General features: G+C 68.2%; 20 protein-coding genes. 10 read left to right on the top strand and 10 right to left on the bottom strand.

All coding sequences use genetic code 11. The features are described from left to right. Positions 1 to 13 precede the first annotated feature (13 nt). The 3 genes from nirB to HWX87_RS02955 are packed head-to-tail and all read left to right on the top strand — an operon-like array spanning position 14 to position 7,201. Positions 14 to 2,611, top strand: coding sequence for a nitrite reductase large subunit NirB (nirB, locus tag HWX87_RS02965; protein ID WP_176045591.1), 2,598 nt, complete (start codon positions 14 to 16; stop codon positions 2,609 to 2,611). A gap of 38 nt (positions 2,612 to 2,649) precedes the next feature. After that, positions 2,650 to 2,997, top strand: coding sequence for a nitrite reductase small subunit NirD (nirD, locus tag HWX87_RS02960; protein ID WP_176045590.1), 348 nt, complete (start codon positions 2,650 to 2,652; stop codon positions 2,995 to 2,997). Positions 2,998 to 3,013: 16 nt separating this feature from the next. Continuing rightward, positions 3,014 to 7,201 (top strand): bifunctional nitrate reductase/sulfite reductase flavoprotein subunit alpha, encoded by a 4,188-nt coding sequence (locus tag HWX87_RS02955; RefSeq protein WP_176045589.1) that lies wholly within the window; start codon positions 3,014 to 3,016, stop codon positions 7,199 to 7,201. A 175-nt stretch (positions 7,202 to 7,376) separates the two neighbouring features. Here HWX87_RS02955 and HWX87_RS02950 read toward each other — a convergent pair whose 3' ends face one another. Beyond that, positions 7,377 to 8,153: an SDR family oxidoreductase gene (locus HWX87_RS02950; RefSeq protein WP_176045588.1), complete on the bottom strand. Its 777-nt coding sequence runs from the start codon at positions 8,151 to 8,153 to the stop codon at positions 7,377 to 7,379. A gap of 4 nt (positions 8,154 to 8,157) precedes the next feature. Further along, the gene (locus HWX87_RS02945; RefSeq protein ID WP_176045587.1) at positions 8,158 to 8,601 is read right to left on the bottom strand and encodes a heme-binding protein; all 444 of its coding nucleotides are present in this window, start codon (positions 8,599 to 8,601) and stop codon (positions 8,158 to 8,160) included. Between the two features lie 96 nt (positions 8,602 to 8,697). Between HWX87_RS02945 and HWX87_RS02940 the strand changes: the two genes are divergently transcribed. The 4 genes from HWX87_RS02940 to HWX87_RS02925 all read left to right on the top strand — a co-directional run bounded on the left by HWX87_RS02940 (position 8,698) and on the right by HWX87_RS02925 (position 14,428). After that, positions 8,698 to 9,612 (top strand): LysR substrate-binding domain-containing protein, encoded by a 915-nt coding sequence (locus HWX87_RS02940; RefSeq protein ID WP_176045734.1) that lies wholly within the window; start codon positions 8,698 to 8,700, stop codon positions 9,610 to 9,612. Positions 9,613 to 9,692: 80 nt separating this feature from the next. After that, a complete protein-coding gene (locus tag HWX87_RS02935) occupies positions 9,693 to 10,127 on the top strand; it encodes a hypothetical protein (protein WP_176045586.1) in 435 nt (144 codons plus the stop codon). 429 nt (positions 10,128 to 10,556) lie between these two features. Then, positions 10,557 to 13,151 (top strand): bifunctional lysylphosphatidylglycerol flippase/synthetase MprF, encoded by a 2,595-nt coding sequence (gene mprF / locus HWX87_RS02930; RefSeq protein ID WP_176045585.1) that lies wholly within the window; start codon positions 10,557 to 10,559, stop codon positions 13,149 to 13,151. After that, the gene (locus HWX87_RS02925; protein WP_176045584.1) at positions 13,148 to 14,428 is read left to right on the top strand and encodes a virulence factor family protein; all 1,281 of its coding nucleotides are present in this window, start codon (positions 13,148 to 13,150) and stop codon (positions 14,426 to 14,428) included. Before mprF ends, HWX87_RS02925 begins: the two co-directional genes overlap by 4 nt. 79 nt (positions 14,429 to 14,507) lie before the next feature. Here HWX87_RS02925 and HWX87_RS02920 read toward each other — a convergent pair whose 3' ends face one another. The 6 genes from HWX87_RS02920 to uxuA all read right to left on the bottom strand — a co-directional run bounded on the left by HWX87_RS02920 (position 14,508) and on the right by uxuA (position 21,433). After that, a complete protein-coding gene (locus tag HWX87_RS02920) occupies positions 14,508 to 14,945 on the bottom strand; it encodes a DUF934 domain-containing protein (protein WP_176045583.1) in 438 nt (145 codons plus the stop codon). After that, on the bottom strand, positions 14,942 to 16,726 hold the full coding sequence (locus tag HWX87_RS02915; RefSeq protein ID WP_176045582.1) for a nitrite/sulfite reductase: 1,785 nt from the start codon (positions 16,724 to 16,726) through the stop codon (positions 14,942 to 14,944). Before HWX87_RS02915 ends, HWX87_RS02920 begins: the two co-directional genes overlap by 4 nt. 205 nt (positions 16,727 to 16,931) lie before the next feature. Then, complete coding sequence (locus HWX87_RS02910) at positions 16,932 to 17,327, bottom strand: hypothetical protein (RefSeq protein WP_176045581.1); 396 nt, start codon at positions 17,325 to 17,327, stop codon at positions 16,932 to 16,934. Between the two features lie 101 nt (positions 17,328 to 17,428). Then, entirely contained in the window at positions 17,429 to 18,862 is a 1,434-nt protein-coding gene (locus tag HWX87_RS02905; protein ID WP_176045580.1) for a PLP-dependent aminotransferase family protein, read from the bottom strand. 127 nt (positions 18,863 to 18,989) lie between these two features. After that, positions 18,990 to 20,300 (bottom strand): MFS transporter, encoded by a 1,311-nt coding sequence (locus HWX87_RS02900; protein WP_176045579.1) that lies wholly within the window; start codon positions 20,298 to 20,300, stop codon positions 18,990 to 18,992. Positions 20,301 to 20,371: 71 nt separating this feature from the next. Continuing rightward, on the bottom strand, positions 20,372 to 21,433 hold the full coding sequence (uxuA, locus tag HWX87_RS02895; protein WP_176045578.1) for a mannonate dehydratase: 1,062 nt from the start codon (positions 21,431 to 21,433) through the stop codon (positions 20,372 to 20,374). 267 nt (positions 21,434 to 21,700) lie between these two features. Between uxuA and HWX87_RS02890 the strand changes: the two genes are divergently transcribed. The 3 genes from HWX87_RS02890 (at position 21,701) to HWX87_RS02880 (ending at position 25,487) form a co-directional block, all read left to right on the top strand. After that, positions 21,701 to 22,423: a FadR/GntR family transcriptional regulator gene (locus tag HWX87_RS02890; protein WP_176045577.1), complete on the top strand. Its 723-nt coding sequence runs from the start codon at positions 21,701 to 21,703 to the stop codon at positions 22,421 to 22,423. A 161-nt stretch (positions 22,424 to 22,584) separates the two neighbouring features. Beyond that, a complete protein-coding gene (locus HWX87_RS02885; RefSeq protein WP_176045576.1) occupies positions 22,585 to 23,715 on the top strand; it encodes an extracellular solute-binding protein in 1,131 nt (376 codons plus the stop codon). Continuing rightward, positions 23,712 to 25,487, top strand: a complete 1,776-nt coding sequence (locus HWX87_RS02880) for a GGDEF domain-containing protein (protein WP_176045575.1) — start codon at positions 23,712 to 23,714, stop codon at positions 25,485 to 25,487. The genes HWX87_RS02885 and HWX87_RS02880 overlap by 4 nt, the downstream gene beginning before the upstream one ends. A 97-nt stretch (positions 25,488 to 25,584) precedes the next feature. Here the strand turns inward: HWX87_RS02880 and HWX87_RS02875 are convergent, their stop codons facing one another. Next, positions 25,585 to 25,884 (bottom strand): DUF4148 domain-containing protein, encoded by a 300-nt coding sequence (locus HWX87_RS02875; protein WP_175903883.1) that lies wholly within the window; start codon positions 25,882 to 25,884, stop codon positions 25,585 to 25,587. Positions 25,885 to 26,164: 280 nt separating this feature from the next. Continuing rightward, the gene (locus HWX87_RS02870) at positions 26,165 to 26,419 is read right to left on the bottom strand and encodes a hypothetical protein (RefSeq protein WP_027791787.1); all 255 of its coding nucleotides are present in this window, start codon (positions 26,417 to 26,419) and stop codon (positions 26,165 to 26,167) included. Positions 26,420 to 26,464 lie beyond the last annotated feature (45 nt).

Here is a 26,464-nt window from a genome sequence, read left to right as displayed (position 1 = left end):
AGGAACCGTCACCATGAAACTCATCGTCATCGGCCACGGCATGGTCGGCCACAAGCTCCTCGAATGCGTCGCGGCGGAAGCCGGCACGGCGGGCGCGCTGCAGGTCACCGTGCTCGGCGAGGAGCCGCGCCCGGCCTACGATCGCGTGCACCTGTCCGAGTTCTTTGCGGGCAAGTCGGCGGACGACCTGTCGCTCGTCGAACCGGGCTTCTTCGAGCGTCATCCGCAGTTCGACCTGCGCCTGAACGCGCAGGTCGCGTCGATCGACCGCGCCGCGCATACGGTCACGCTCGTATCGGGCGAAACGCTCGCGTACGACAAGCTGGTGCTCGCCACGGGCTCGCGCCCGTTCGTGCCGCCGGTGCCGGGGCGCGATCGCGCAGGCTGCTTCGTGTACCGGACGATCGAGGATCTCGAAGCGATGCAGGCGTGCGGCGCGCACGCGAAGCGCGGCGTCGTGATCGGCGGGGGGCTGCTGGGCCTTGAATGCGCGAAGGCGCTGCGCGACATGGGGCTCGACACGCACGTCGTCGAATTCGCCCCGCGGCTGATGGCCGTGCAGGTCGACGACGGCGGCGGCCGGATGCTGCGCGCGAAGATCGAGGCGCTCGGCGTAACCGTGCATACGGGCAAGAACACGCTGGAAATCGTCGATGGCGAGGAAGGCACGCACCGGATGGCATTCGCCGACGGCTCGCATCTCGACGCCGACATGATCGTGTTTTCGGCCGGCATCCGCGCCCGCGACGAACTGGCGCGTGCATGCGGGCTCGACACCGGCGCGCGCGGTGGCATCGCGATCGACGACGCATGCCGCACGAGCGATGCCGACATCTACGCGATCGGCGAATGCGCGGCGTGGAACGGCATGGTGTACGGCCTCGTCGCGCCCGGCTACGACATGGCGCGCGTGGTGGCGAAGCAGCTTGCAGGCAGCGCTGACGGCACGGGCGCGGCTGCATTCGCGGGCGCCGACATGAGCACGAAGCTGAAGCTGATGGGCGTCGACGTCGCGAGCATCGGCGACGCGCACGGCACGACGGCCGGCAGCCGCACGTACCAGTACGCGGACGAGCGCCGCCAGGTCTACAAGAAGCTCGTGGTGTCCGACTGCGGCAAGTTCCTGCACGGCGCGGTGATGGTCGGCGACGCGGCCGAATACGGCACGCTGCTGCAGATGATGCTGAACCGCATCGAGCTGCCGGAGTCGCCGGAGTTCCTGATCCTGCCGTCGTCGGACGGCGTCGCGAAACCGGCGATCGGTGTCGAAGCACTGCCTGCGGCCGCCCAGATCTGCTCGTGCAACAACGTGTCGAAGTCGCAGATCTGCACGGCGGTCGCCGACGGCGCGACGAGCCTCGGCGCGCTGAAGACGTGCACGGGCGCGGGCACGTCGTGCGGCGGCTGCGTGCCGCTCGTCACGCAGATCATGAAGGCCGAGATGAAGAAGCAGGGCCTCGCGGTCAACAACCATATCTGCGAACACTTCCCGCACTCGCGCCAGGAGCTGTTCCACCTGATTCGCGTCGAGCGCATCACGACGTTCGACGCACTGCTCGCGAAGCACGGCCACGGGCTCGGCTGCGACGTGTGCAAGCCGGCGGTGGCGGGCATCCTCGCGTCGTGCTTCAACGAATTCGTGCTGAAGAAGGAGCACGCGAGCCTGCAGGATTCGAACGACTACTACCTCGCGAACATTCAGCGCGACGGCACGTACTCGGTCGTGCCGCGCATGCCGGGCGGCGAAGTCACGCCGGAAGGGCTGATCGCCGTCGGCCAGGTCGCGCAGAAGTACGGGCTCTACACGAAGATCACGGGCGGCCAGCGCGTCGACCTGTTCGGCGCGCGCGTCGAGCAGCTGCCGTCGATCTGGGAAGAGCTGATCGCGGCCGGCTTCGAGTCGGGGCATGCGTACGGCAAGGCGCTGCGCACCGTGAAGTCGTGCGTCGGTTCGACGTGGTGCCGTTACGGCGTCGACGATTCGGTCGGCCTCGCGATCGACTTCGAGAATCGTTACAAGGGGCTGCGCGCGCCGCACAAGATCAAGTTCGGCGTGTCCGGCTGCACGCGCGAGTGCGCGGAAGCGCAGGGCAAGGACGTCGGGATCATCGCGACCGAGAAGGGCTGGAACCTGTACGTGTGCGGCAACGGCGGGATGAAACCGCGCCACGCCGAACTGCTCGCGTCCGATCTCGACCGCGCGACGCTGATGCGCTACATCGACCGCTTCCTGATGTTCTACGTGCGCACCGCCGACCGGCTGCAGCGCACGAGCGTGTGGCGCGACAACCTCGAAGGCGGCCTCGACTACCTGATCGACGTCGTCGTGCACGACAAGCTCGGGATCGGCGCGGAACTCGAAGCCGACATGCAGCATGTGGTCGACACCTACGAGTGCGAATGGAAGAAGGCCGTGACCGATCCCGACACGCGCAAGCGCTTCCGCCACTTCGTGAACAGCGACGCACCGGACACGACCATCGAATTCGTCGAGACGCGCGGCCAGATCCGGCCCGCGACACCCGGCGAACGCGCGGGCGGCAAGCCCGTGTCGATTCCCGTCGTCGCCGAAAGCGTGACGCAAGCCGCCACCGAACCCGCAACCGCTTGACCCTGACCGACACCCGCATCTTTTCGAAGGAGCCCATCATGAACGATCGTCTTCCGCTGTCCTGGACCCGCGTGTGCCCGCTCGACGAGATCGTGCCGAACACCGGCGTGTGTGCGCTCGTCAACGGCGAGCAGGTCGCGGTCTTTCACGTCGCGCATGCCGAGGAAGGCGGCGTGTTCGCGATCGACAACGTCGACCCCGTGTCGCAGGCGGCCGTGATGTCGCGCGGGCTGATCGGCAGCCTCGGCGAGCGCGTCGTCGTCGCGTCGCCGCTGTACAAGCAGCATTTCGACCTGCGCACCGGCGAATGCCTGGAAGCGCCTGACAAGTCGGTGAGCGCGTATCCGTCGCGGGTCGAGGACGGCTTCGTGTGGATCGCGGCCTGACCACCCCGGAGCACGCATGACCGCCACCCCCGTCAAGAGCGTGTGCCCGTACTGCGGCGTCGGCTGCGGGATGGTGCTGCACGTCGAGGATGGTGAAGTCGTCAAGGTGTCCGGCGACTCCGACCATCCGACCAACTTCGGGCGGCTGTGCACGAAGGGCTCGTCGGCACACGTCGCGCTGCGCCGCTCGGGGCGGCTCGACCGTGCGTTCGTGCGCCGCGCGCGCGAGGACGACCTCGTGCCGCTGCCGGCGCGCGACGCGATCGCCGAAACCGCGCGTCGCCTGCGCGCGGTGCTCGATACGCACGGGCCGGACGCGCTGTCGTTCTACGTGTCGGGGCAGATGTCGATCGAGGCGCAATACCTCGCCAACAAGCTCGCGAAGGGTTTCGTCGGCACCAACAACATCGAGTCGAACTCGCGCCTCTGCATGGCGAGCGCGAGCACCGGCTACAAGCAGTCGCTCGGCGCGGACGGCCCGCCCGGGTCGTACCAGGACTTCGATCGCGCGAACCTGTTCTTCGTGATCGGCGCGAACATGGCCGACTGCCATCCGATCCTGTTCCTGCGGATGATGGATCGCGTGAAGGCCGGCGCGAAGCTGATCGTCGTCGATCCGCGCCGCACCGGCACGGCCGACAAGGCCGACCTGTTCCTGCAGATCCGGCCGGGCACGGATCTCGCGCTGACCAACGGGCTGCTGCACCTGCTGCATGCGAACGGCCGCACCGACGCCGCGTTCATCGACGCGTACACGGAAGGCTGGGACGCGATGCCCGCATTCCTCGCCGACTACACGCCCGAGCGCGTCGCGGCGATCACGGGGCTCGCGGAAGCCGATCTCCGCACGGCCGCGCAATGGATCGGCGATGCGCAGGAGTGGATGAGCTGCTGGACCATGGGGCTCAACCAGAGCACGCACGGCGTGTGGAACACCAACGCGATCTGCAACCTGCATCTTGCGACGGGCAAGATTTGCCGGCCCGGCAGCGGGCCATTTTCGCTGACCGGCCAGCCGAACGCGATGGGCGGGCGCGAGATGGGCTACATGGGGCCGGGCTTGCCGGGCCAGCGCTCGGTGCTGTCCGACGACGATCGCCGCTTCGTCGAGCACCTGTGGCGCGTGCCGGCCGGCACGTTGCGCAAGGACGTCGGCAAGGGCACGGTCGACCTGTTCGAACGAATGGCGGCCGGCGACATCAAGGCGTGCTGGATCGTCTGCACGAACCCGGTCGCGACGGTGCCGAACCGGCAGAACGTGATCGCCGGATTGCAGGCCGCGGAACTCGTGATCGCACAGGACGCATTCCTCGATACCGAAACCAACCGCTACGCGGACATCCTGCTGCCCGGCGCGCTGTGGGCCGAAGGCGACGGCGTGATGGTCAACTCCGAGCGCAACATGACGCTGATGCGCGCGGCGGTCGCGCCGCCGGGCGACGCGCTGCCCGACTGGCGCATCGTCGCGGAGGTCGCGCGCGCGATGGGCTTCGGCGATGCGTTCGACTATGCGTCGGCGGCCGACGTGTTCGACGAGATCGTGCGCTTCTCGAATCCGGCGACGGGCTACGACCTGCGCGGCGCGAGCCACGCGGCGCTGCGCGACGGGCCGGTGCAGTGGCCCGTCGCGCCGGGCACCGCGCGCGAGCGGCACCCGATCCGCTACCTGAACGACGGCGTGAGCCAGACGCTGCGCGCGGCCGCCGACGGCAACGACGCGCCGCACATCGCGTTCCCGATGCCGTCGGGCAAGGCGCGTTTCTTCGCACGGCCGCACGTCGATCCGGCCGAACTGCCCGACGACACGTTCCCGATCGTGCTGAACACCGGGCGGCTGCAGCATCAATGGCACACGATGACGAAGACGGGCAAGGTCGCGATGCTGAACAAGCTCAACCCGCGCCCGTTCGTCGAATTGCATCCTGACGATGCAAGCGCGCTCGGCATTGCCGCGAAGGACAGCGTCGAAATCCGCTCGGCGCGCGGCCGCGCGGTGCTGCCGGCCGTCGTGACCGAGCGCGTGCAGCGCGGCAACTGCTTCGCGCCGATGCACTGGAACGACGTGTACGGCGACGACCTGTGCATCAACGCGGTGACGAACGACGCGATCGATCCCGAATCGCAGCAACCCGAACTGAAATACTGCGCGGTCGCATTGCGGCGCGTCGAGACCGATGCGTTCGCGTCCGCGGACGACGAGACGGCGCAACCCGAGGCACGCGCCGACGACGCGCGGCCCGCGCCGGCGACGGCGCAGGCCACTGCTTCACAGGAATCCGACATGGCAGACATCGACACTTTCGCGGCCGCGCTCGGCGTGACCGACCTCGCGCCGCCGCCGCTGACGGACACCGAACGGCTGTACGTGGCCGGGCTCGTGAGCGGGTTGAAGGCAAGCGCCGGCCGGCGCGAGGGCGGCGTGCCCGTGCTGCCGGCCGCGGCGCCGTTGACGCCGCCGGTGCGGTTCTGGCTCGACGGCATGCTCGCGGGTCTGTTCAGCCGTTCGCTGCCCGCGCATTCGCCGGCGGCCGCGACGGCCGCGCTGCCGGCCGATGCCGCCGCGTCCGGCGGCGTGCGGATCGTGCGCACGCGGCCGAAGGTCGTGCTGCTGTGGGCGTCGCAGACCGGCAACATCGAGTCGTTGACCGAGGATTACGCGACGCAGTTGATGAACGCGGGCTTCGAGATCCGCACCGCATGCATGTCCGACTATCCGGTTGCATCGCTCGCCGGTGCGCAATACGTGCTGCTGATGACGAGCACGTTCGGCGACGGCGATGCGCCCGACAACGGCACCGAGTTCTGGGACGCGCTGCAGGCCGGCAGTGCTGCGCGCCTCGACGGCGTGCACTTCGCGGTCCTCGCGTTCGGCGATCGGAACTACGACCAGTTTTGCGGCCACGGCCGGCGTCTCGACGCGCGGCTCGCGGAACTCGGCGCGGCGCGCCTGTGTGCGCGCGTCGATTGTGACGTCGAATTCCAGCGCGATGCCGACCAGTGGCTCGAACGTGTCGTCGCGCGGATCAAGGAGGCCGATGCCGCGCTGCACGCGGTGCCGTCCGGCGGGATGAGTCCGTCGGGGCTGCTGCCGACCAAGGCGCATCCGGCGCCGTCGAAGCTCGTCGCGAACCTGCGGCTCAACCGTCCGGGCGCGGCAAAGGACACACGCTGCGTGTCGCTGTCGACCGAAGGCGCGAACCTCGAATACGAAACCGGCGACGCGCTCGGCGTGTGGCCGACCAACTGCCCGGAACTGGTCGACGAACTGCTGTCGGTCACGGCGCTGAAGGCCGATGCGCCGGTGTCGATCGCGGGCGTTGGCGACGTGCGCCTCGGCGACGCACTCGCGCGCCATTTCGACATCACGCGCCCGCATCCGGACACGCTCGCGTTCATCGCGTCGCGCAGCGCGAACGGCGCGCTGAAGTCGCTGCTCGGCGACGATCGCAAGGGCGACCTGAAGCAATGGCTGTGGGGGCAGCAGCTCGCGGACGTGCTGCACGAGTTTCCGGTCGAGCTGTCGGGCGCGGAACTCGTCGGGATGCTGAAGCGCATGCAGCCGCGCCTGTATTCGATCGCGTCGAGCCCGAGCGCGCACGAGGGCGAGATTCACCTGACCGTGTCGGCCGTGCGTTATCACAACGGCCGGCGCGCGCGCAAAGGCGTCGCGTCGACGTTCCTCGCCGATCGCGCGGACGACGGCCGCGTGCCGGTGTTCGTGCAGAAGTCCGCGCATTTCCGGCCGCCGGTGAACGGCGACGTGCCGATCGTGATGGTCGGCCCCGGCACCGGCGTCGCGCCGTTCCGCGGCTTCCTGCACGAGCGGCAGGCGCGCGGCGCGCGCGGGCGCAACTGGCTGTTCTTCGGCGAGCAGCACGCGCAGACCGATTTCTACTACGGAGACGAGCTGGCCGAGATGCGCGACAGCGGCTTCCTGACGCGGCTCGATCTCGCGTTCTCGCGCGACCAGGCCGACAAGATCTACGTGCAGGACCGGATGCGCGAGCAGGGGGCCGAACTGTTCGCGTGGCTGGAGGAGGGCGCGCATTTCTACGTGTGCGGCGACGCCGCGCGGATGGCGAAGGACGTCGATACCGCGCTGAAGGCGGTTGTCGCCGAGCACGGCGGGATGTCGGACGAAGCTGCGAACGACTACGTCGCGCGGCTTTCAAAGGCGCGGCGCTACATGCGCGACGTGTACTGATCGCGGATGGCGCGGCTTGACGCGGCCCGCCGGCATGCGGGCCCGGCTTCGGCGACGAGTGGGCCTGCGGCGGTTCGGGCCGTCGGGACGGCTGGCGGCGGCGAACGCGGCACGCGACAGGCCGGGCGGCGGGCATCGCGTTCCTGCGTGAACCGCCGGGCGCCGCCCGTATCCATTACTGTTGACGGTCCCACGCGCGAGCCTGTTCGGCACGGACGAACGCTTCCGACGACTGCGGCAGCAGGTTGCGGAATGCGCCGCCGTCGCTTTCGATCACGTCGACCATCTTCGCGATCATCTCTTCCGGATCGTGCTGTTCGAGCGGGAACGTCAGCCGCTCGGGCGTCACGGTATGGACGGCAGGATCGTGCCAGCGCCGCGTCGTCTCCATCATCCGGTCGTTGAAGCCCGTGCTGTACGGGCCGGGGTTCACGGTCGCGACACGGATCCCGTGCGGCGCCAGTTCCGCGTGCATCGCCTCGGCTACCGCTTCGACCGCGTGCTTCGACGCGCAATAGGCGCCCGTGAACGGCCCCGTGATCAGGCCCGCGATCGACGACACGAACACGATCTTGCCGTGCCGGCGCGCGAGCATGCCGCGCGCGATCTGCTGCGTGAGTTCGAGCGGACCGAACACGTTGACGTCGAACAGCTCGCGGACGATCTCGACCGGCAGGTCGACGAGCGCGCCGGCTTCGCCGACGCCCGCGTTGTTCACGAGCACGTCGAAGTCGAGTTCGGCCGCACGGGCGCGATCGTGTGCCGACGTGACGTCGAGCTTGATCGCGCGCAGTGCGGTGCCGCGTTGCGCGGCGGCGTCCGTCAGTGCATCGATCTCGACGGTGACGCGCACGCCGGCCGTCACGTCGTGACCGCGCTCGGCGAGCCGTAAAGCGACTTCGCGGCCGAAGCCGGTGCCTGCACCGGTGATGAGGATGCGTTTCTGTGTCATGTGCTTACCCTGTGGTTTGGAGGTGGAGCATTGCCGGAAAGCGGTCGCGGCCGTGCTGCGCGATCGCGGTGTCTTCGTCGACGCTGCCGCCCGAGACACCGATCGCGCCCACGCAGCGCCCGTTGCCGTCGACGAGCGGTTCGCCGCCGCCGAACGTGACGAGCCCGCCGTGGCTGTGCTCGATCCCGCGCAGCGGGCCGTCGCCCGACATCGCGCCGAGTGCGCCGGTCGATGCGCGGAAGCGGACGGCCGTCAGCGCCTTGCGCTGCGCGAGATCGATCGCCCCGAGGAAGCAATCGTCGGTGCGCACGAACGCGAGCAGGTTCGCGCCGGCATCGACGATCGCGATGGCGACGCCGGCGACTTGCAGCGACGCCGCATGCGCGAGGGCGGCATCGATCGTGCGACGGGCGGCTGCGAGTGGCAGTGCGGCGGTGAGCGGGTCCATGCGAGGCTCCGGTGGGACGACAGGGCCTAGTGTAGGCAGCCGCGGTATATGGGAGAATCCGCATTCCGCTCGAAAGAGTTTCAAGTTTTTCTAATGATGAGCCGACGCGATCCGATGGCCGGGCTGCACGTGTTCATGACGGTCGCGACGGCCGGCAACTTCACGCGGGCGGCCGCCGCGCTCGGCCTGACGCCGGCTGCCGTCAGCCTCGCGATCGGGCAGCTCGAGGGCGAGCTGAACGTGAAGCTGTTCAATCGCAGCACGCGCGGCGTGAGCCTGACGGAAGCCGGGCAACGCTATTGGCGGCAGACGGAGCCCGCGTATCGGCAGGTCATGCAGGCGCGCGACGAGCTGAAGGATGCGCGCAGCGAGCCGAGCGGCGTGCTGCGCGTCACCGCGCTGCCGCTGGCGCGTGCGCTCGTGATCGCGCCGGTGCTGGCCGTATTCCGCGAGCGCTATCCGAAAGTGCGGCTCGAGATCCGCTACGAGAACGAACTGGTCGACATCGCGAAGGACGGGTTCGACGCGGGGATCCGGCTGGCCGACCGGTTGCAGCCGGGCATGATCGGCGTGCGGATCGCGCCGGCGCTGTCGTGTGCGCTCGTTGCGTCGCCGGGTTATCTGGAGAAGCATGGCGCGCCGGCGTCGATCGCGGCGCTCGAGCGGCATGCGTGCGTCCGTTTCCGGTTCTCGGAGAGCGGGCGGTTGCACAAGTGGCTGCTGCGCGACGGGCAGCGCGATGTCGATCTGGATCCGGACGGCGTGTTCGTGACGAACGATGCCGACGCGGTGATCGATGCGGCGCGCGCGGGTGTCGGCATTGCGTTTGCGTTCATGCGCGAGCGGATCGAGCAGGACTTGCGCGACGGCACGCTCGTCGAGGTGCTGCCGGGCGCGTGCCGCACGCTGCCGCCGATGTGGCTCTATTACGTGAATCGCAAGCACGTGCCGGCCAAGCTGCGCGCGTTCATCGACGTGCTGCGCGAGCGCAATGGCGCGGATGTGACGTGATCGCATCGTCCGGCTGACTGCAGCGACGGCAGTGGCGGCGCATGATGGCGGCTCCAGCCACCAAGCCATGGAGTCGCGTCATGACGGCATCTCCGTATTTCCCGATTCGAACCCTTGTGATTGCCGCGGCGCTGGCGGCCGCCGCGACCTGGGGCGCGCCAGCCATCGGCCAGACGTCGACCGTGCCGGCCGGCTCGGCCACTGCGACGCCTGACAACGCGATATTGCTGACGGTTTTCCTGAAACACGACCAGTCGCGCCCACTTGCCGAGCTGAATGCGCAGCTTGCGAAGCAGGGCTTCTACAAGGCGTTTCCGCCGCAGGGCGTCGAAGTGGTGAGCTGGACCGTGACGATGGGGATCGGGCAGATCGTCGTGCTGCGGTTGCCGGCGTCGCGGCTGCGTGAAGTCAATCGGGTGCTCGAGGATACGGCGTGGGGAGCGTACCAGACGGAGTTCTATCCGACTTACGACTACAAGGCGATCGCGTTGGGGGAGCGTGAGCGGGGGAAGTGACGCGCAGCCGTGCATTCCGGCGACGACGAAGCGCGGGGGCAGGCGCCCCGAATCAACCCGTCCCCATTCCCGAAACGCCCCGCGCCATCACGTTTTCGTCCTCGCCCGCCGCACCCCTTCCGGCAGATTTCTCCCAAATGCATCACAAGTCATTCATCCGATGAAAAAACCGCCTGCGTTCCCGGTATGATGCGCACCTTGCGTTTGTCGGCCGCACGATTTTTATGTGAAGTTGACACGACGGCCAGCCACAAAACCGCACAATGCGAACCAGAAACATTTTGTAATATAAGACCCGTATACTTGTAAGTTCTGATTCAGGCGCTCCCTGCCTTTTCTTCCGGCTGACCGCCCACGCAGAACAACCAGATTCGTCGCCGCCTGGCTCTCTTGCGCCGCGACACGCTATGCACCACCACTGAACAACTTATGTCTTCCCGTCACTCAGGTTCGCCCGGCCGTGCCGCGGCGGTGATCGCCCGTGCCCGGGCGCTGATCCGAAACGAGCGCGTGCTGTCGCCGCTGCTTGCGCTCGGCATCGGCCTGCTGCTGATCGTGGTTTTCCAGCATCTGTCGGAATCCGTCGACTACCGGTCGGTGATCCGCCAGTTGCGTCACATGTCCGTCGGCGAATGGGGCGCGTCGCTGGCCGCGACGGCCCTCAGTTATCTCGCGCTCGTCGCCCGCGACGCGGTCGGCCTGCGTTATGTCGCCGCGAAGGTGCCGCGCGTCGCGTTGTGGATCGGCGCGATCGCCGGTTCCGCGCTCGGTAATGCGACTGGCTTCGGCGCATTGACGGGCGGCGCAGTGCGTGCACGCGTGTACGGTGTGTCGGGCGTCACGCCCGCGCAGATCGGCCGGATGACGGTGTTCACGAGCGGCACGCTGGCGCTCGCCATGGTGTTGATGACGGCGGTCGGCATGGTTTGCGTGCCGGAGGCGCTCGCCGGGATGCTGCACGTCGTGCCCGGCGTGCTGACGTGGACCGGCGCAGCGCTGCTGGTAGTGCTGGCCGCGATGGTCGTGATGTGCGGCAATACGGCGCGCCCGGTCGTCACGCGCTTCAAGTGGCTGTCGTTCGACGTGCCGGCGCGGCGTGATCTCGTCGCGCAGGTCGTCTATGCGGTACTCGACGTCGTCGCGGCGGGCCTGACGCTGTGGGTGCTGCTGCCGGCCGCGCCGGTCGGCTTTCCGACCTTCATCACGGTATACGCAGCCGCGCTGCTGCTCGGGATGATCGGCCATACGCCGGGCGGGATCGGCGTGTTCGAAGCCGCGATGGTCTTCACGCTCGGCCGCGAAGTGCCCGCGCACGCAATGGTCGCCGCGCTGATCGCGTATCGCGCCATCTATTTCGGCGTGCCGCTCGTGCTGTCGGCCGGCCTGCTGGCCGGTTTCGAGGGCCGCGCGCTGCGGCGCCGGCTCGTCACGCGGCAGGCCGTGCGCGTGTCGCAACTCGCACCGGTGTTCCTGAGCCTCGTGACGTTCGCGGTCGGCGGGATGCTGGTGATCTCGAGCGCGACGCCAGCGTTCTGGCACCGGATCGCGATCCTGCGCCATATCGTGCCGTTGTGGGTGCTCGAAGGCTCGCAGGTGATCTGCAGCGTGCTCGGCGTCGCGCTGCTGTTCGTCGCGCGCGGGCTGCTGCGGCGGCTCGACGGCGCGTGGTGGATGACCTTCGCGTTGACGCTCGCGAGCCTCGCGCTGTCGCTCGCGAAAGGCCTCGCGTTCGTCGAGGCCGGCGTGCTCGGCACGCTGCTCGTGCTGCTGCTCGTCAGCCGCCGCCGCTTCAACCGCCATTCGTCGCTGCTCGCCGAGCGCTTTACGGTGAGCTGGTTCGTGTCGGTGACGATGGTGCTGATGCTGGCCGTGTGGGTGCTGTTCTTCGCGTTCCGCGACGTGCCGTACACGCGCGAGCTGTGGTCGCATTTCTCGTTCGATGCGCGCGCGCCGCGTGCGCTGCGTGCGACGCTTGCATCCGGCGTATTCGTTGCGCTGTTCGCGCTGTGGCAATTGCTGCGCCCGGCGCCCGGCCGGTTCGTGAAACCCGTGCCGCAGGACCTGTTCGACGCCGAACGGATCATCCGCGCGCAGGAGTGCAGCGATGCGGGCCTCGCGCTGATGGGCGACAAGTCGTTCCTGTTTTCGGAATCGCGCCAGGCGTTCCTGATGTATGCCAAGAACGGCCGCACGTGGGCCGCGCTGCACGACCCGGTCGGGCCGCGCGAGGAATGGCCGGCGCTGATCAGCAAGTTCATCGCGCTCGCGCACGCGCACAGCGGTCGCGCGGCGTTCTACCAGGTGCGCGCGAACGCGCTGCCGCTGTATCTCGACGCGGGCCTCACGCTGATGAAGCTCGGCGAGGAAGCGCATATCGCACTCGACCGGTTCGACCTGAAGGGCTCGAACCGGTCGCACCTGCGCTACGCGCTGCGCCGCGGCGACAAGGACGCGCTGGCGGTCGAGGTGATCGCGCCGGGCGACGTGCCGGCCGCGCTGCCGGCACTGCGCGACATCTCCGACGGCTGGCTCGACAGCCGCGATGCGCGCGAGAAGAGCTTCTCGGTGGCCGCGTTCCACGACGGCTATCTCGCGACGCAGTCGGTGATGCTCGTGCGGCAGGCCGACAAGCCGATCGCGTTCGTCACGTTCATGACGACCGACCTCAACACCGAGGCGACGGTCGGCGTGATGCGCCATCTGCCGGACGCGTCGCCGTACGCGATGGAGTATCTGTTCACGCAGCTCGCGCTGCATCTGAAGGAAGCGGGTTTCCGCAAGCTGAGCCTGGGCATCGCGCCGTTCTCGGGGATGGGGGCGGCGAAGATGCCGTCGCCGTGGCACCGGCTCGGCCTGATGGTCTGGCGCTTCGGCGGCCGCTTCTACAACTTCCGCGGCTTGCGCGCTTTCAAGAGCAAGTTCGAACCGCATTGGGAGCCGCGTTATCTCGCGGCCTCGGGCTCGGTCGGCGTGTTCGTCACGCTTGCGGATCTGTCATTGCTGGCTGGAGGTCGGCGCTCATGAGTTTGAAGAAGGGAATCGCGCGGGCGGCAGCCGCCTGTGCGGGAATGATGCTGGCCGGCGCCGCGTGCGCCACGCAGCCGGCCGCCGTGAAAGCCGAAACCGTGTCGGGCGGTCGTTATGGGCCCGTCACCGTGAGCAAGCCGAGCGGGCCGCTGCGCGGCTTCGTCGTGCTGTTCTCGCGTGAGGGCGGCTGGAATGCCGCCGATCAGCAGGGGGCCGACGCGCTCGCGAAAGCCGGCGCGATGACGGTCGGCGTCGATTCCGAGCGTTATGCGATGAATCTCGCCGCGAAGCAGGAGACCTGCCACCACCTCGACGGCGACGCCGAGGCGGTCAGCCACCAGCTCGAACGTCTCGCGCAGTCGTCGCGTTATTTCACGCCGATCGTCGCGGGCGTGGGCCAGGGCGGCGCGATCGCGAAGCAGATCCTGTCGATGGCGCCGGAGAACACGATTGCCGGCGTCGTCTCGGTCGACCCGGCCGCGAAGCTCGATTCGCGCTTCAAGCCGTGCCCGCCCGATCCGACGATCGTGCGCCGCGCGATGCCGGGCTTCGTCGAAACGGCGGCTGCGGGCGATTCCGCAAAGCTCGTGTCGCTCGTCACGTCGCACCTGCGCGACACCAGCAGCGGCGACGAACTCGACGTGTCGGATCTGCCGCTCGTCGAGCTGCCGGCCAAGGGCGGTAGCGACCGCCTCGCGATCGTGATCTCGGGCGACGGCGGCTGGCGCGATCTCGACAAGACGATCGCGGAAGCGCTGCAGCGCGACGGCGTGTCGGTGGTCGGCATCGACAGCCTGCGCTATTTCTGGAGCGAGAAGCCGCCTGCGCAAGTGAGCCGCGATCTCGCACGCGTGATGCGCACGTACACGGCGCGCTGGCATGCGAACCGCGTGGCGCTGGTCGGTTACTCGTTCGGCGCCGACGTGATGCCGTTCGCGTACAACCGGCTGCCGGCCGACTTGCGCGACAAGGTCGCCGTGATGTCGCTGCTCGGCTTCGCGCCGTCCGCCGATTTCCAGATCCGCGTGACGGGCTGGCTCGGCATGCCCGCGAGCGACAAGGCGCTGAAGGTCGCGCCGGAAATCGCGAAGGTGCCGCCGCAGCTCGTGCAGTGCTTCTACGGCGCGGAAGAGAAGGACACGATGTGCCCGGCGCTGGTGAACACGGGCGCCGACGTGATCAAGACGCAGGGCGATCACCACTTCGGCCGTGACTACCTCGCGCTCGAGAAGAAGATTCTCGGTGCGTTCGGCAAGCCGGTGGCGGCGCGCTGAACGCCGGCGCCGGCGTCACGGCGGGCACCGGCCGGATTGCTTCCGGTTCTTCGTACGGGCGGCCAGTGTGCCGCCCGTTTCATTTTCCGGCCTGCGCTGCCGCGCCCTGCGGCGGCAGTGCCGTTCTCGCATCGCGCTGATAGAAACCCGGAAACCGGTCGAGTTGCCGCCGTGCGGCCACGATATCGGTGTCGTCGCCGAGCACGGCGCTCGAAAACCCGGTGCGTTCCATCAGCAGCAACTGGTCGACCAGCACTTCGCCGGTCGCGCGCAGGTCGCCCGTGAAGGCGTATCGCTTGCGCAGCAGATACGCCTGGCTGTACGCGCGGCCGTCGGTGAACGATGGAAACTGCAGGTCGATGCGCGTGGCTCGTGCGATTTGCGCGGCGAGCGGCGGCAATTCCTCGTCGTTGCCGATCGTCAGCGTCGCGTGGTCGTGTGGCCGGGTGTCGCCGGCGTGTTCGGCCGGCGTCAGCAGGCGGATGCGCGCGTGTGCGTTCGAAATTTCCTGGTTCATGCGTGCTCCGCCTGCTGGCGCGCGTCGTTCGCGGCGGCCTTGAAGGGTTCCGCGCCGATGCGGCGCACCGTGTCGATGAATCGTTCGCTGCGGCCGTTCGTGTCGATCCGCGCGTCGAGGTAAGCGTTGACGATCGCATCGACGACATCGACGATCTCGTCCGCCGAGAACGACGGGCCGATCACCTTGCCCGGCCGTGCGGGGCCGCTCGCGGCCGAGCCGTCCGATCCGCCGAGCGTCACCTGGTACCACTCCGCGCCGTCCTTGTCGACGCCGAGGATGCCGAGGTGGCCGCTGTGATGATGGCCGCACGAATTGATGCAGCCGCTGATGTGCAGGTCGATGTCGCCGATGTCGTGCAGCAGGTCGAGATCCTGGAAACGCTCGGTGATCGCGTCGGCGATCGGAATCGAGCGCGCGTTCGCGAGCGCGCAGAAATCGCCGCCGGGGCACGCGATCATGTCGGTCAGCAGCCCGACGTTCGCGCTCGCGAGCCCGATCGCACGCGCGTTCTCCCACAGCAGGAACAGGTCGTCGACGTGCACCCACGGCAGCACGACGTTCTGCGTGTGCGTGACGCGCGCCTCGCCGGCCGAGAAGCGGTCGGCGAGATCGGCGAGCGCGTCGAGCTGATCGGGCGATGCGTCGCCAGGCGCCTGCAGGCGGCGCTTGAACGACAGCGTGACGATGCGCAGCGCCGGATCGCGATGCTCGGCGACGTTGCGGGCGAGCCAGCGTGCGAATGCCGGATGACGGGCCGCCTGCGCGGACACGCGCGCATTCGCGTCGGACAGGTCGAGCGTGCGCGGCTTGAGCCGCGGCGGGACGAACGACGCGGCGACGCGATCGAACTCGGCCTGCGGGATCGTGTGCGGGCCGCCGTCGAGGACGACGATCTGGCGGAACTCCTCCTCGACGTCGTCGAGGTAGCGCTGCCCCTCGGTCTTCACGAGGATCTTGATGCGCGCCTTGTACTTGTTGTCGCGGCGCCCGTAGCGGTTGTACACGCGGACGATCGCCTCGATGTAGTTCATCACGTGCTGCCACGGCAGGAACGCGCGCAGCAGCGTCGCGATCATCGGCGTGCGGCCCATCCCGCCGCCGACGCTCACGCGAAAACCGAGCGCACCCGTGTCGTCGCGCACGAGCTGCAGCCCGACGTCGTGCCAGTCGGTCGCCGCGCGGTCTTCCGTGGCGCCGGTGATCGCGATCTTGAACTTGCGCGGCAGGAATGCGAATTCAGGGTGCAGCGTTGTCCACTGGCGCATCACCTCGGCGAACGGGCGCGGATCGGCGATTTCGTCCGGCGCGACGCCGGCGCGCTCGTCGCACGAGATATTGCGGATGCAGTTGCCGCTCGTCTGGATGCCGTGCATGTCGACGGTCGCGAGCAGGTCCATCACGTCGGCCGCTTTCGCGAGCGGAATCCAGTTGAACTGCACGTTGGTGCGTGTCGTGAAGTGCGCGCTGCGGGTCGGCAGGCGCAACGTGCCGAGCAGCGCCTGTGCGTCGCGCGCGGCGCGGTAGGTGGCGTCGTCGGGCACGTCGTAGTCGCGCGCGATCCGCGCGAGCACGCGCAGCTGCGCGCTCGACAGCTCGCCGTACGGCACGGCGACGCGCAGCATCGGAGCGTGGCGTTGCACATACCAGCCGTTCTGCAGCCGCAGCGGCCGGAACGCGTCTTCGCTCAGCGTGCCGTGCTGCCAGCGTTCGAGCTGGTCGCGGAACTGGGCGGCGCGGCTGTGCACGAGCGCCCGGTCGAAATCGGTATATCGATACATGACGTGATACGCGGGTAGCGCCGCGACGCGGATTGCGCGCGGCTCGGACAGACGTTGCGACGGGTGTCAGGCAACGGAAGACAGCGTAGGGAACGCGGTGCGGCGGGACAAGCAGCAGATCGGGACGAAAAAGGCGCAGCAGATGGCCGGCGGCATGCAGGCGTCGGCGGGGGAGACCGGGCATGCGACCATGCCCGTGGCGCGGTCAGACGCTGGCGTCGACGACGAGCGCGGGATCGAGCGCGCGGATGCGCTGGTCGATGAAGTAACCGCCGCCTTCCTGGTAGCGCAGGAACAAACGACCGCACGTGCGGCAGCGGCTGACGGTGCAGCGGTTGTACGGGAAATGGCGCAGCGCGATCGGCGCGTCGTCCGACGCGTAGCGCGTGCCGGCCGGATGATGTTCCGCGTAGGTCGGCTCGGCGTCGCCGGGCGGCGCGAGCGTGGCGACTTCGGTCAGTTGCGCATCCTGCAGCGACAGCGGCAGGGTCGTCCATCCGGCGAGCGAAGTCTTCGTGCACGTGCACGACTGCGTGATGTGCGCCGCTTCGGCCGTCAGTTTCAACAGTGCGTCGTGATCGAGGTAAGGCAGTTGGCTCATGGAAAATCGTGAAGGAGCGGCGGGAACAGCAATGTAACCCGCGCGCGGATTGCCTGCATGGCAGCGACGCGGGCGGCGCGCACCGCACCTGCCGTGAACGGTCAGCCCGCCTTGCGGACCGAAGGCTGCGCGACCAGTTCGCCGAGCACGCGTATCGCCTGCTCGATGTCGCGGCTCCACGGATGGCCGAAGTTCACGCGCACGCAGCGCTCGAAGCCGTGCGCAGCCGAAAACAGCGGCCCCGGCGCGAAGCTGATTCCGCGTGCGATCGCCTGCCGATGCAGCTCCATCGCATCGATCGCGTCGGGAAACGCGAGCCACAGAAAATAGCCGCCGTCGGGCCGCACCCACTCGGCGCCGGGCGGCAGCCAGCGCCGCAGCGCGTCGTCCATCCGGTCGAGCTGCGTGTGCAGCGCGCCGCGCAGCTTGCGCAAGTGCCGGTCGTAGCCGCCATGCTCGAGATAATTCGCGATGCCGGCCTGCGCGGGAATGCTCGCCGACAGCGTCGTCATCAGCTTGAGCCGCTGCACCTTCTCCGCGAAGCGGCCGGCGGCGGCCCAGCCGATCCGGTAGCCGGGCGCAAGCGTCTTCGAGAACGAACTGCAGTGCATCACGAGGCCGTGTCGATCGAACGCGCGTGCCGGCAGCGGATAGTCGGGGCCGAAATGCAGTTCGCCGTACACGTCGTCCTCGATCAGCGGCACCTCGCGCGCCGCGAGCATGTCGACGAGTGCGCGTTTCTTGTCGGCGGATAACGTGACGCCGGTCGGATTCTGGAAATTGGTCATGAACCAGCACGCACGGATGTCGTGCCGGTCGAGTGCGTTGGCGAGCGCATCGAGATCGAGGCCCGTACGCGGATCGACGGGAATCTCGACGGCGCGCAGGTCGAGCCGTTCGATCGCCTGCAGTGCCGCATAGAAGCCGGGCGCTTCGACCGCGACGACGTCACCGGGCCGCGTGACGGCCATCAGGCACAGGTTCAGCGCTTCGAGCGCGCCGTTCGTGACGACGATCTCGTCGATCGGCTGCGAGATGCCGGTGGCGAGGTAACGTCGCGCGATCTGCTGGCGCAGCGCCTCGTTGCCGGGCGGTAGGTCGACGACCGTGCTCCACGGGCTCACGAGCCGCGTGGCCTGCGCGAGCGATTTCGCCAGACGCGGCAGCGGAAACAGTTGCGGCGCGGGGAATGCGGAACCGAGCGGCACGATGCCGGGCTGGGTGGCTGCATCGAGAACGGAGAACACGAGGCTGCTGATGTCGACCTTGCGCGTGGCGCCGGCGCGACTCGAGCGGCGCTTCGCGGCGGGGGCCGGCTCCGGCTTGGCGCCCGGCGCGACGTAGTAGCCCGAGCGTTCGCGTGCACGAATCAATCCCCACTGTTCGAGCAGGTAATACGCGCGGAACACCGTCGACTGGCTCACGCCATGCTGCGCGATGATCTGCCGCAGCGACGGCAGGCGCGTGCCGACGGCAAGGTTGCCGTTGCGGATGTCGTCGGCGATCGTATGGGCGAGGGTTTCGTAGCGTTTCATCGGCTGGGCGGAGCGCGCCGTCGCCGCGCACGGGCCGAAGTGGCGCCGCGCCGGCAGGCGCGGGTCATTGTCCGACGGGCGCGAAGAAAAGGAAAGCGCGCGGTGCCGGCCGCGCTTTCCCGAGGCGTCAGGCCGCGCTCGGCTCCGGATTCCGCCCGTTTGCGCCGCCACGCAGCGGCGGCAGCGGCTCGACCTTGCCGACGATGAACAGGTACGACAGCGCGCCGACGACGCACAGCGCGCCGGCCGCCGCGAGCGGTACGACGAACGAGCCTTTCGTGATCGACAGCATCACGCCCGTGAACGTCGTGATGAAGATTCCCGCGAGATTGCCCGCGAAGTTCTGGATGCCGCCGAGCGACGCGACGTGTGCCGGTGTCGGCGCGACTTCGCCGACGAGCGTCCACACGTTGGCGCCGGCGAAAGACAGGCTGGCATACGCGAGCGCGAACAGCCCGAGGCACGCCCACACGTTTTCGACGAACGCCGACAGCGCGATCGACGACGACAGCAGCATCCCGAGCACGAGGCAGGTCTTGCGCGCGGCGGTCGCGCTCCAGCCGCGGCGGAACAGGCTGTCCGACACATAGCCGCCGAGCCAGCCGCCCGGAATCGCGAGCAGCGCGGGCAGCATGCCCCACGTGCCGAGCGACGCGAGCGAGAAGCCGCGCGACTGCAGCAGGTAGCTCGGGAACCACGTGATGAAGAAGTAGATCGCGAAGTTCAGGCAGAACAGGCCGATCATCATCCCCCACACGGTGCGGTAGCGGAACAGGTCGAGCCACGACACCTTCGGGCCGTCGGTTGCGGCCGCAACGGCCGGTGCGGCGCGTTGCGCGAGCAGCGCATCGACGGCATCGGGCGCGATCGCGCGGTAGCGTTCCGGGTCGCGATAGACGAACCACCACGCCAGTGCCCACACGATGCCGATGCCGCCCGTGATCACGAACGACCCGCGCCAGCCGACGATCGAGATCAGCCACGCAACGAGCGGCAGCGACAGCGCGGAGCCGACGCGCGAGCCGCTGTCGAAGATGCTGCTCGCGAGCCCGCGTTCGCTGCGCGGGAACCAGTTGAACGCCACCTTCGCGAACGACGGGATCGCGGCCGCTTCGCCGACGCCGAGCATCAACCGCACGCCGACGAGTTGCGCGAGGCCGCGCGCGGCGCCCGTCGCGACGGTGAACACCGACCACCAGCCGACGGCCAGCGCGAGGCTCACGCGCACGCCGACCTTGTCGATGAACCAGCCGGCCGGCAGTTGCAGGAACGCGTAGGTCCAGAAGAACGCGCTCAGCACGAGCCCCATGCCGACCGCGTCGAGGCCGAGGTCGGCGCGGATGCTGGGCGCCGCGATCGCGAGGTTCGCGCGGTCGATGAAGTTGATGACGTTGGCCAGGAAGCACATCAGGATCATGGCCCATCGGATGCGTGGCATGCGGTGTCTCCGTGCGGAATGTCGTGACGGGCGACCGGCGATCCGCTGCGCCGGCCGCCTCGATGGGCGGATTACCGTGCTGCGTGCGGTGTGGTGCCGAACTTCGCGAGCGCTTCCCACAGGCCGTTCAGGTAGACCGCGCCGAGCGCGCGGTCGTACAGGCCATAGCCGGGCTTGCCCGTTTCGCCCCAGATCATGCGGCCGTGGTCGGGGCGCACGTAGCCGGTGAAGCCGGTGTCGTGGTACGCCTTCACGATCGCGGCGATGTCGAGGGAGCCGCAGTTCGACAGGTGCGCGGTTTCCTCGAAATTGCCGTTCGCGTCGACCTTCACGTTGCGGATGTGCGCGAAGTGGATGCGGCCCATCGCGCCGAATTCGCGCACCAGCGCTTCGACGTCGTTCTGCGGGCCCGCGCCGAGCGAGCCCGAGCACAGCGTCAGCCCGTTCGCGGGCGTGTCGACGATGCGCAGGATCCGCGCGAGATCGTCGCGGTTCTTCACGATGCGCGGCAGCCCGAAGATCGGGCGCGGCGGATCGTCGGGGTGGATCGCCATCTTCACGCCGGCTTCCTCGGCGACGGGGATGATCGCCTTCAGGAAATATTCGAGGTTCGCCCACAGCGCGGCCTCGTCGACGTCGCGATACTCGGCGAGCAGCGCCCGCAGCTGTTCGGGCCGGTAGCTCGAATCCCAGCCGGGCAGCGCGATGCCGTCGTTCGGATCGATCCGGTCGACCGCGTCGGTGCTGAACGCGAGGCAGGTCGAGCCGTCGTCGAGCGTCTTCGACAGCTCGGTGCGGGTCCAGTCGAACACCGGCATGAAGTTGTAGCAGATGACGCGGATGCCGGCCGCGCCGAGGTGGCGGATCGTCTGACGGTAGTGGTCGATCAGGCGGTCGCGGCCCGGCTTGCCGAGCTTGATGTCCTCGTGGACGGGTACCGATTCGACGACTTCGAATTGCAGGCCGGCGTGCTCGATCGACGCTTTCAGCGCATCGATCTTGTGCGCGGGCCAGACCTCGCCCACCGGTTCGTCGTAGATCGCGGACACGATATGCGTGACGCCCGGGATCTGGCGGATGTATTGCAGCGAGACCGGATCGGACTCGCCGTACCAACGGAAAGACATCTTCACTGGAGCGGCTCCTGGCTGGCGGTTCATGCACGGACGACCGGGCGGCAGCATGCCGGCCCGTCGTCGGTGTGCCGATTATGATTGGTATGCCAGTTTCGAGGGATAGTGGTTTACCAGTTGTCCGCACAGGCGCTGGCCGGTGTAACGCTTCCGGCGATGCCCTGCAACATTGGCCGAAAGGCCAATCCGGTTGCTGGCCGAAATTGGTGTACCATTTTGGCGATCCGGTGCCGCGACGGCGCCAGCCAGCCCGTTGCGAGCCTTTCGATGACCGATCTTTCCAGCCTGCCCGCCAGCCGTGACACCGACGCCGCGGACCGCTCCTATATCGGCCTTGCGCGGCAGATTCACGCGATGGTGGCCGCTGGCGCGTTCGAAGCCGGCGCGCGGTTGCCGTCGGAGCGCAGCCTGGCCGACCAGTTCGGCGTGAGCCGCACGCAGGTGCGCGAGGCGATCATCGCGCTCGAGGTGCAGGGGATCGTCGAAGTGCGGATCGGCTCGGGCATCTATGTGTCGGCGGCCGATGCCGCGCGGCCGGTGACGTTCGAGGTGCCGCGCGGCCCGGGGCCGATCGAGACGCTGCGCGCGCGCGGTCTGATCGAGGCGGAAGTCGCGGCGCTCGCGGCGACCGAACGCAAGGACGCCGATCTCGACCGCCTGTTTTTCTCGCTGACGACGATGCGCGAGCAGATGGACGACAAGGCCGCGTACGACGCAGCCGATCGCCAGTTTCATCTGCGGATTGCCGAATCGACCGGCAACACGGTGCTGCTGCACATGGTCACTGCGATGTGGGACTGCGCGCGCAGCGATCCGCTGTGGGACAAGATCGAGGAGCATTTCCACTCGACCGCGCTGCGCGAGGCGTCGCAGGAGGATCACCAGCGGATCTTCGCGGCGATCATGGCGCGCGACGCAAGCGGCGCACGTGAAGCGATGCGTGCGCACCTGTCGCGCGTGATCGCCGAGTTCACGCAGGCGTGGCGCTGACGTTCGTGTTCACGGCCCGAAGCAGGCCGGGGTAACTGCGTCGCATTCCGTCGCCGGCGCCGGCGAAGGTGCATGCCGCGTACGGCTTCTTCCAATTGCGCGACCGTACGATTTATGGTCTCGTTGCGTGATATCGCATCGACTCGAAAAAGGACAGTCGAATGCAGCCGGGGGATTCACACGGGGTCCGATTGATCAGGGGAATCGGTGCGCGCATGCGCGCACGCGGTGCCGTGCTCGGGCTGCTCATCATATTGACAGCGGGCTTGCTTGCGCCCGTGCCGCCGGCTTTCGCCGCTTCTCCCGAAACCGTCAACGACAACGTGCTGCGCGTGCTCGCGTGGCCCGGCTATGCGGACAGCGACGTCGTCAGTGCGTTCGAGGCCCAGTTCCACGCGCGCGTCGAAGTGACGTTCGTCGATTCCGACGAAGCGCTGTGGTCGCGGATGCACAGCGCGTCGCCGCCGCCGTACGACGTGCTGGCCGCGAATACGGCCGAGATCCAGCGCTATGCACATGATCGGCTGCTCGCGCCGATCGACCTGGCGCGCATCCCGAACCGGCGGCGACAGTTGCCGAACTTCCAGCAGCTCGCGACGATCGGCGGGCTCGTGCAGGACGGCGAGACCTACGCGATCCCGTTCACGTATTCGTCGATGGGGCTGATCTACGACCGCAAGCAGGTACCGGCCGCGCCGCGCTCGATGCGCGAGCTGTGGAATCCGCGCTACCGCGGCAAGGTGCTCGACTTCAACAGCGCGCAGCACAATTTCTCGTTCACCGCGCTCGCGCTCGGTTATTCCGATCCGTTTCGGCTGTCGTCCACGCAGACGCTCGCGGTCGCGCGCAAGCTGATCGACCTGCGCCGCAACCTGCTGACGTATTACACGCTTCCCGAAGAGGCGACTGCGCTGTTCGTCCAGCATCGCGCGGCGCTGATGTTCGGCAACTACGGCACGCAGCAGGTCGAACTGCTGCGGCGCGCGGGTGCGGACGTCGGCTACGTGATCCCGGAAGAGGGCGCGCTCGCGTGGCTCGACTGCTGGGCCGTCACGCGCGGCGCGCAACGCCCCGAGCTCGCGTTCGCGTGGATCAACTACATGCTCGAGCCGGCAATCGGCACGCTGCTGACCGAGCGCCAGGGGCTCGCGAATACGCTCGAGCCGCCGTCGGGCCTCGACACCGGGCACCAGCATCTCGTGTGGCTCCAGCCCGTCGAGAACATCGCGCGCCGCGAATCGTTGTGGAGCCGCATCGTGTCGGGCGACCGGCCGGAGCGGTTCGGAAAATGATCCGCCTCGGCCTCACGTCGAAGCTGTCGGTGCTGTTCGCCTGCATCGGCGTGATCGCGTCCGGCACGACCGGCTACTACGCGTATCGCGCCAACCGCGCGATGCTCGTGCAGGAAGCGCAGCACAGCCTGCTGATGTCGACGCAACTGCTCGGGCAACGCTTCACGACCGCGCTGGCGGACGTCGCCGACGATGCGCTCGTGCTCGCGCAGTTGCCGTCGTCCGCGTTCGTTGCCGGTGCCGACGAGCCGGACATCGCACGACGCACGCGACTCGAGCAGGTGTATTACAGCTTCATGAGAAACCATCCGGAATACCTGCAGATCCGCCTGATCGCGAGCGGGCATTTCGGGATCGAACGCATCCGTGTCGATCGCGATGCGCGCGGCATCGTCGTGCTGCCCGAAAACGCATTCCAGGAGAAAGGGCAGTTTTCCTATGTATTCGATACGCTCGCGACCGCGCCCGGCCACATCTACCTGTCGCCGATCGTGATCAACCACGAGACGGGATCGCACGCGGCCGAAGGACTGCCGATCCTGCGGGTGGGCACGCCGGTCGTCGATACGTCGGGGCGGACGGTCGGCGCGCTCGTCGTCGACGTCGAGCTTTCGCGCGTGTTCGACCGGCTCGAGCGTGACTTGCCGGAAGACTATGCGGTCTATCTCGCGAACGAGTGGGGCGATTTTCTCGTGCATCCCGATCCGGCGCAGACGTTCGGTTTCGATCGCGGCCGGCGCGTGCTGATGCAGGACCGCTTCACCGCCACGCGCGCGTTGTTCGACAACGCGCAAGCGAACGTGACGTTCAATGGCCTCGCTCAGCCCGACGAGGCGCCGGGCCAGATGTACGCGTTCACGCACACGCCGTTCGGGCACGACGAGGGCAACCGCTTCGTCGTGCTCGGCATGGCGCGTCCGCTCGCGGACGTGCTGGCGCCGGCCGGCGTGCTCGGCGAGCGGATCGTCCGGATGGTGCTCGTGTCGAGCCTGCTGGCGGTGATCCTCGCGATCCTGTTCGCGCGTGCGATCACGCGGCCGCTGCAGACGCTGGCGCGTGCCGCGACGCACGTGTTCGACGATTCGGCCGCCGAGCAACTGCCGATCGCGCGTGCCGACGAGATCGGCGTGCTCGCGCGCTGTTTCGACAGCATGCGTGTCGAGATCCGCACGCAGGTCGCGATGCTGCGTGCGAAGCAGCAGGAGCTTGCGCACCTCGCCGGCCATGACCCGCTGACCGCGCTGCCGAACCGCCTGTTGTTCATGGAGCATCTCGATGCCGCAATCCGGCATGCGGCGGCCGTGCGCGAAGGGCTGGCCGTGATGTTCGTCGACCTCGACCGCTTCAAGCAGATCAACGACCAGCACGGCCACTCGGCCGGCGATCGCACGCTCGTCGCGGTCGCGAAGCGGCTGAGCCTCGTGCTGCGCAACGGCGACATGGTCGCGCGACTCGGCGGCGACGAATTCATCGTGTTGATCGCGGACGTACGTTCGCCTGCGGTAATCGGCGATGTCGCGTCGCGCATCCAGATCGTGTTGGCCGAGGAACTGGAGTTCGGCGATCGGCGTGTGGCGGTCGGCGCAAGCATCGGCGTCAGCGAGTTTCCGGCCGACGGCGCGTCGGCCGAGGAACTGCTCGTCAAGGCCGACGCGGCGATGTACGCCGCGAAGGCGTCCGCGCAGTGCGCATGCGTGCGTTATCAGGATCTGGTCCGCGGTGGTGTCGCGAGGGATGAAGGCGACCGGGTCGCATCGGGCGGCAGCCGCTGATCATCGGTCGGCAAAACATGCGCTGCAAACGCAACGAGCCCGTCATGGACGGGCTCGTTGCATCGCCGGACTGCGCGCGATGCGCGCAGCGGCAGGCTTAGTGGCCGAAGTAGACCGAGTCGTGCGCGCTTTGCGGCTTGACGGCCGGTGCACCACCCTGGACGGTTGCGGCTGGTTGTGCGCCGTAGCCGCTGTTGTCGGCGCCGCGTACGCGGGCTTGGGCAGCCTGGATGTCGGCCGGGTAGTACGGGCTCGACAGGCCCGGCTTGTAGCCGGCGTTTTCGAGCTGGACCAGTTCGTTGCGCACCTGGGCGCGGGTCACGGTGCTTTGGGCGAATGCGCCGAACGAAGCGGACAGGGCAACGGCTGCAACGACTGCGGAAACGAGCGATTTCATGATGACCTCCGATGTTTGTTGGCTTTCCGCGTTCGACACCATGTCGTAAGCGGTTGATTACATCGTAGGCGTCGGCTGACCTAGGGTAAACGTGAGTTTTGGTGAAAGATCGTTGCCCGTGGAGTAATAATTCCGCGATAAATCTCTTCGGTCCCCATTGGATATTGCCGGATCTGTAATGGAACGGCGATGGGGGCGCGGCGCGGACGGCGTGCACGGGCGGGCGCCCGGCGGTTGCGGAAAGCGGAGATGGATGCAGGCGGGTGGCGGGGGGGCCGGATCAGACGTCGTCGTCGATTTCCTTGCGCTCCCGGCGTTCCTCGTTGCCGCGGCGCGCGCGCAGGCGCTGCCGCGACAGGACGGCGATCACCTGCTGGGTCGGCGCGCCGGACGGCAGTTCGTTGCGGATGCGATCGGGCACCATCGGCAGGCCCGCACGCTGCCGGCGCAGCGCCTTGGCGATTGCCCGGCGGCATTCGTCCCCGTGGCAATCCCATTCATCGCGGATTCTCTGGCAATAACGGCATTGTTCCATCCGGACAGTCTAACCGGTCTTCGGGAACGGGGCAGAGCGCCGGCG

The sequence above is a fragment of the Burkholderia sp. BCC1644 genome (assembly GCF_902833225.1).
In the GTDB taxonomy this organism is placed as follows: Bacteria; Pseudomonadota; Gammaproteobacteria; order Burkholderiales; family Burkholderiaceae; genus Burkholderia.
This window is presented reverse-complemented; position numbering and strand designations above follow the sequence as displayed.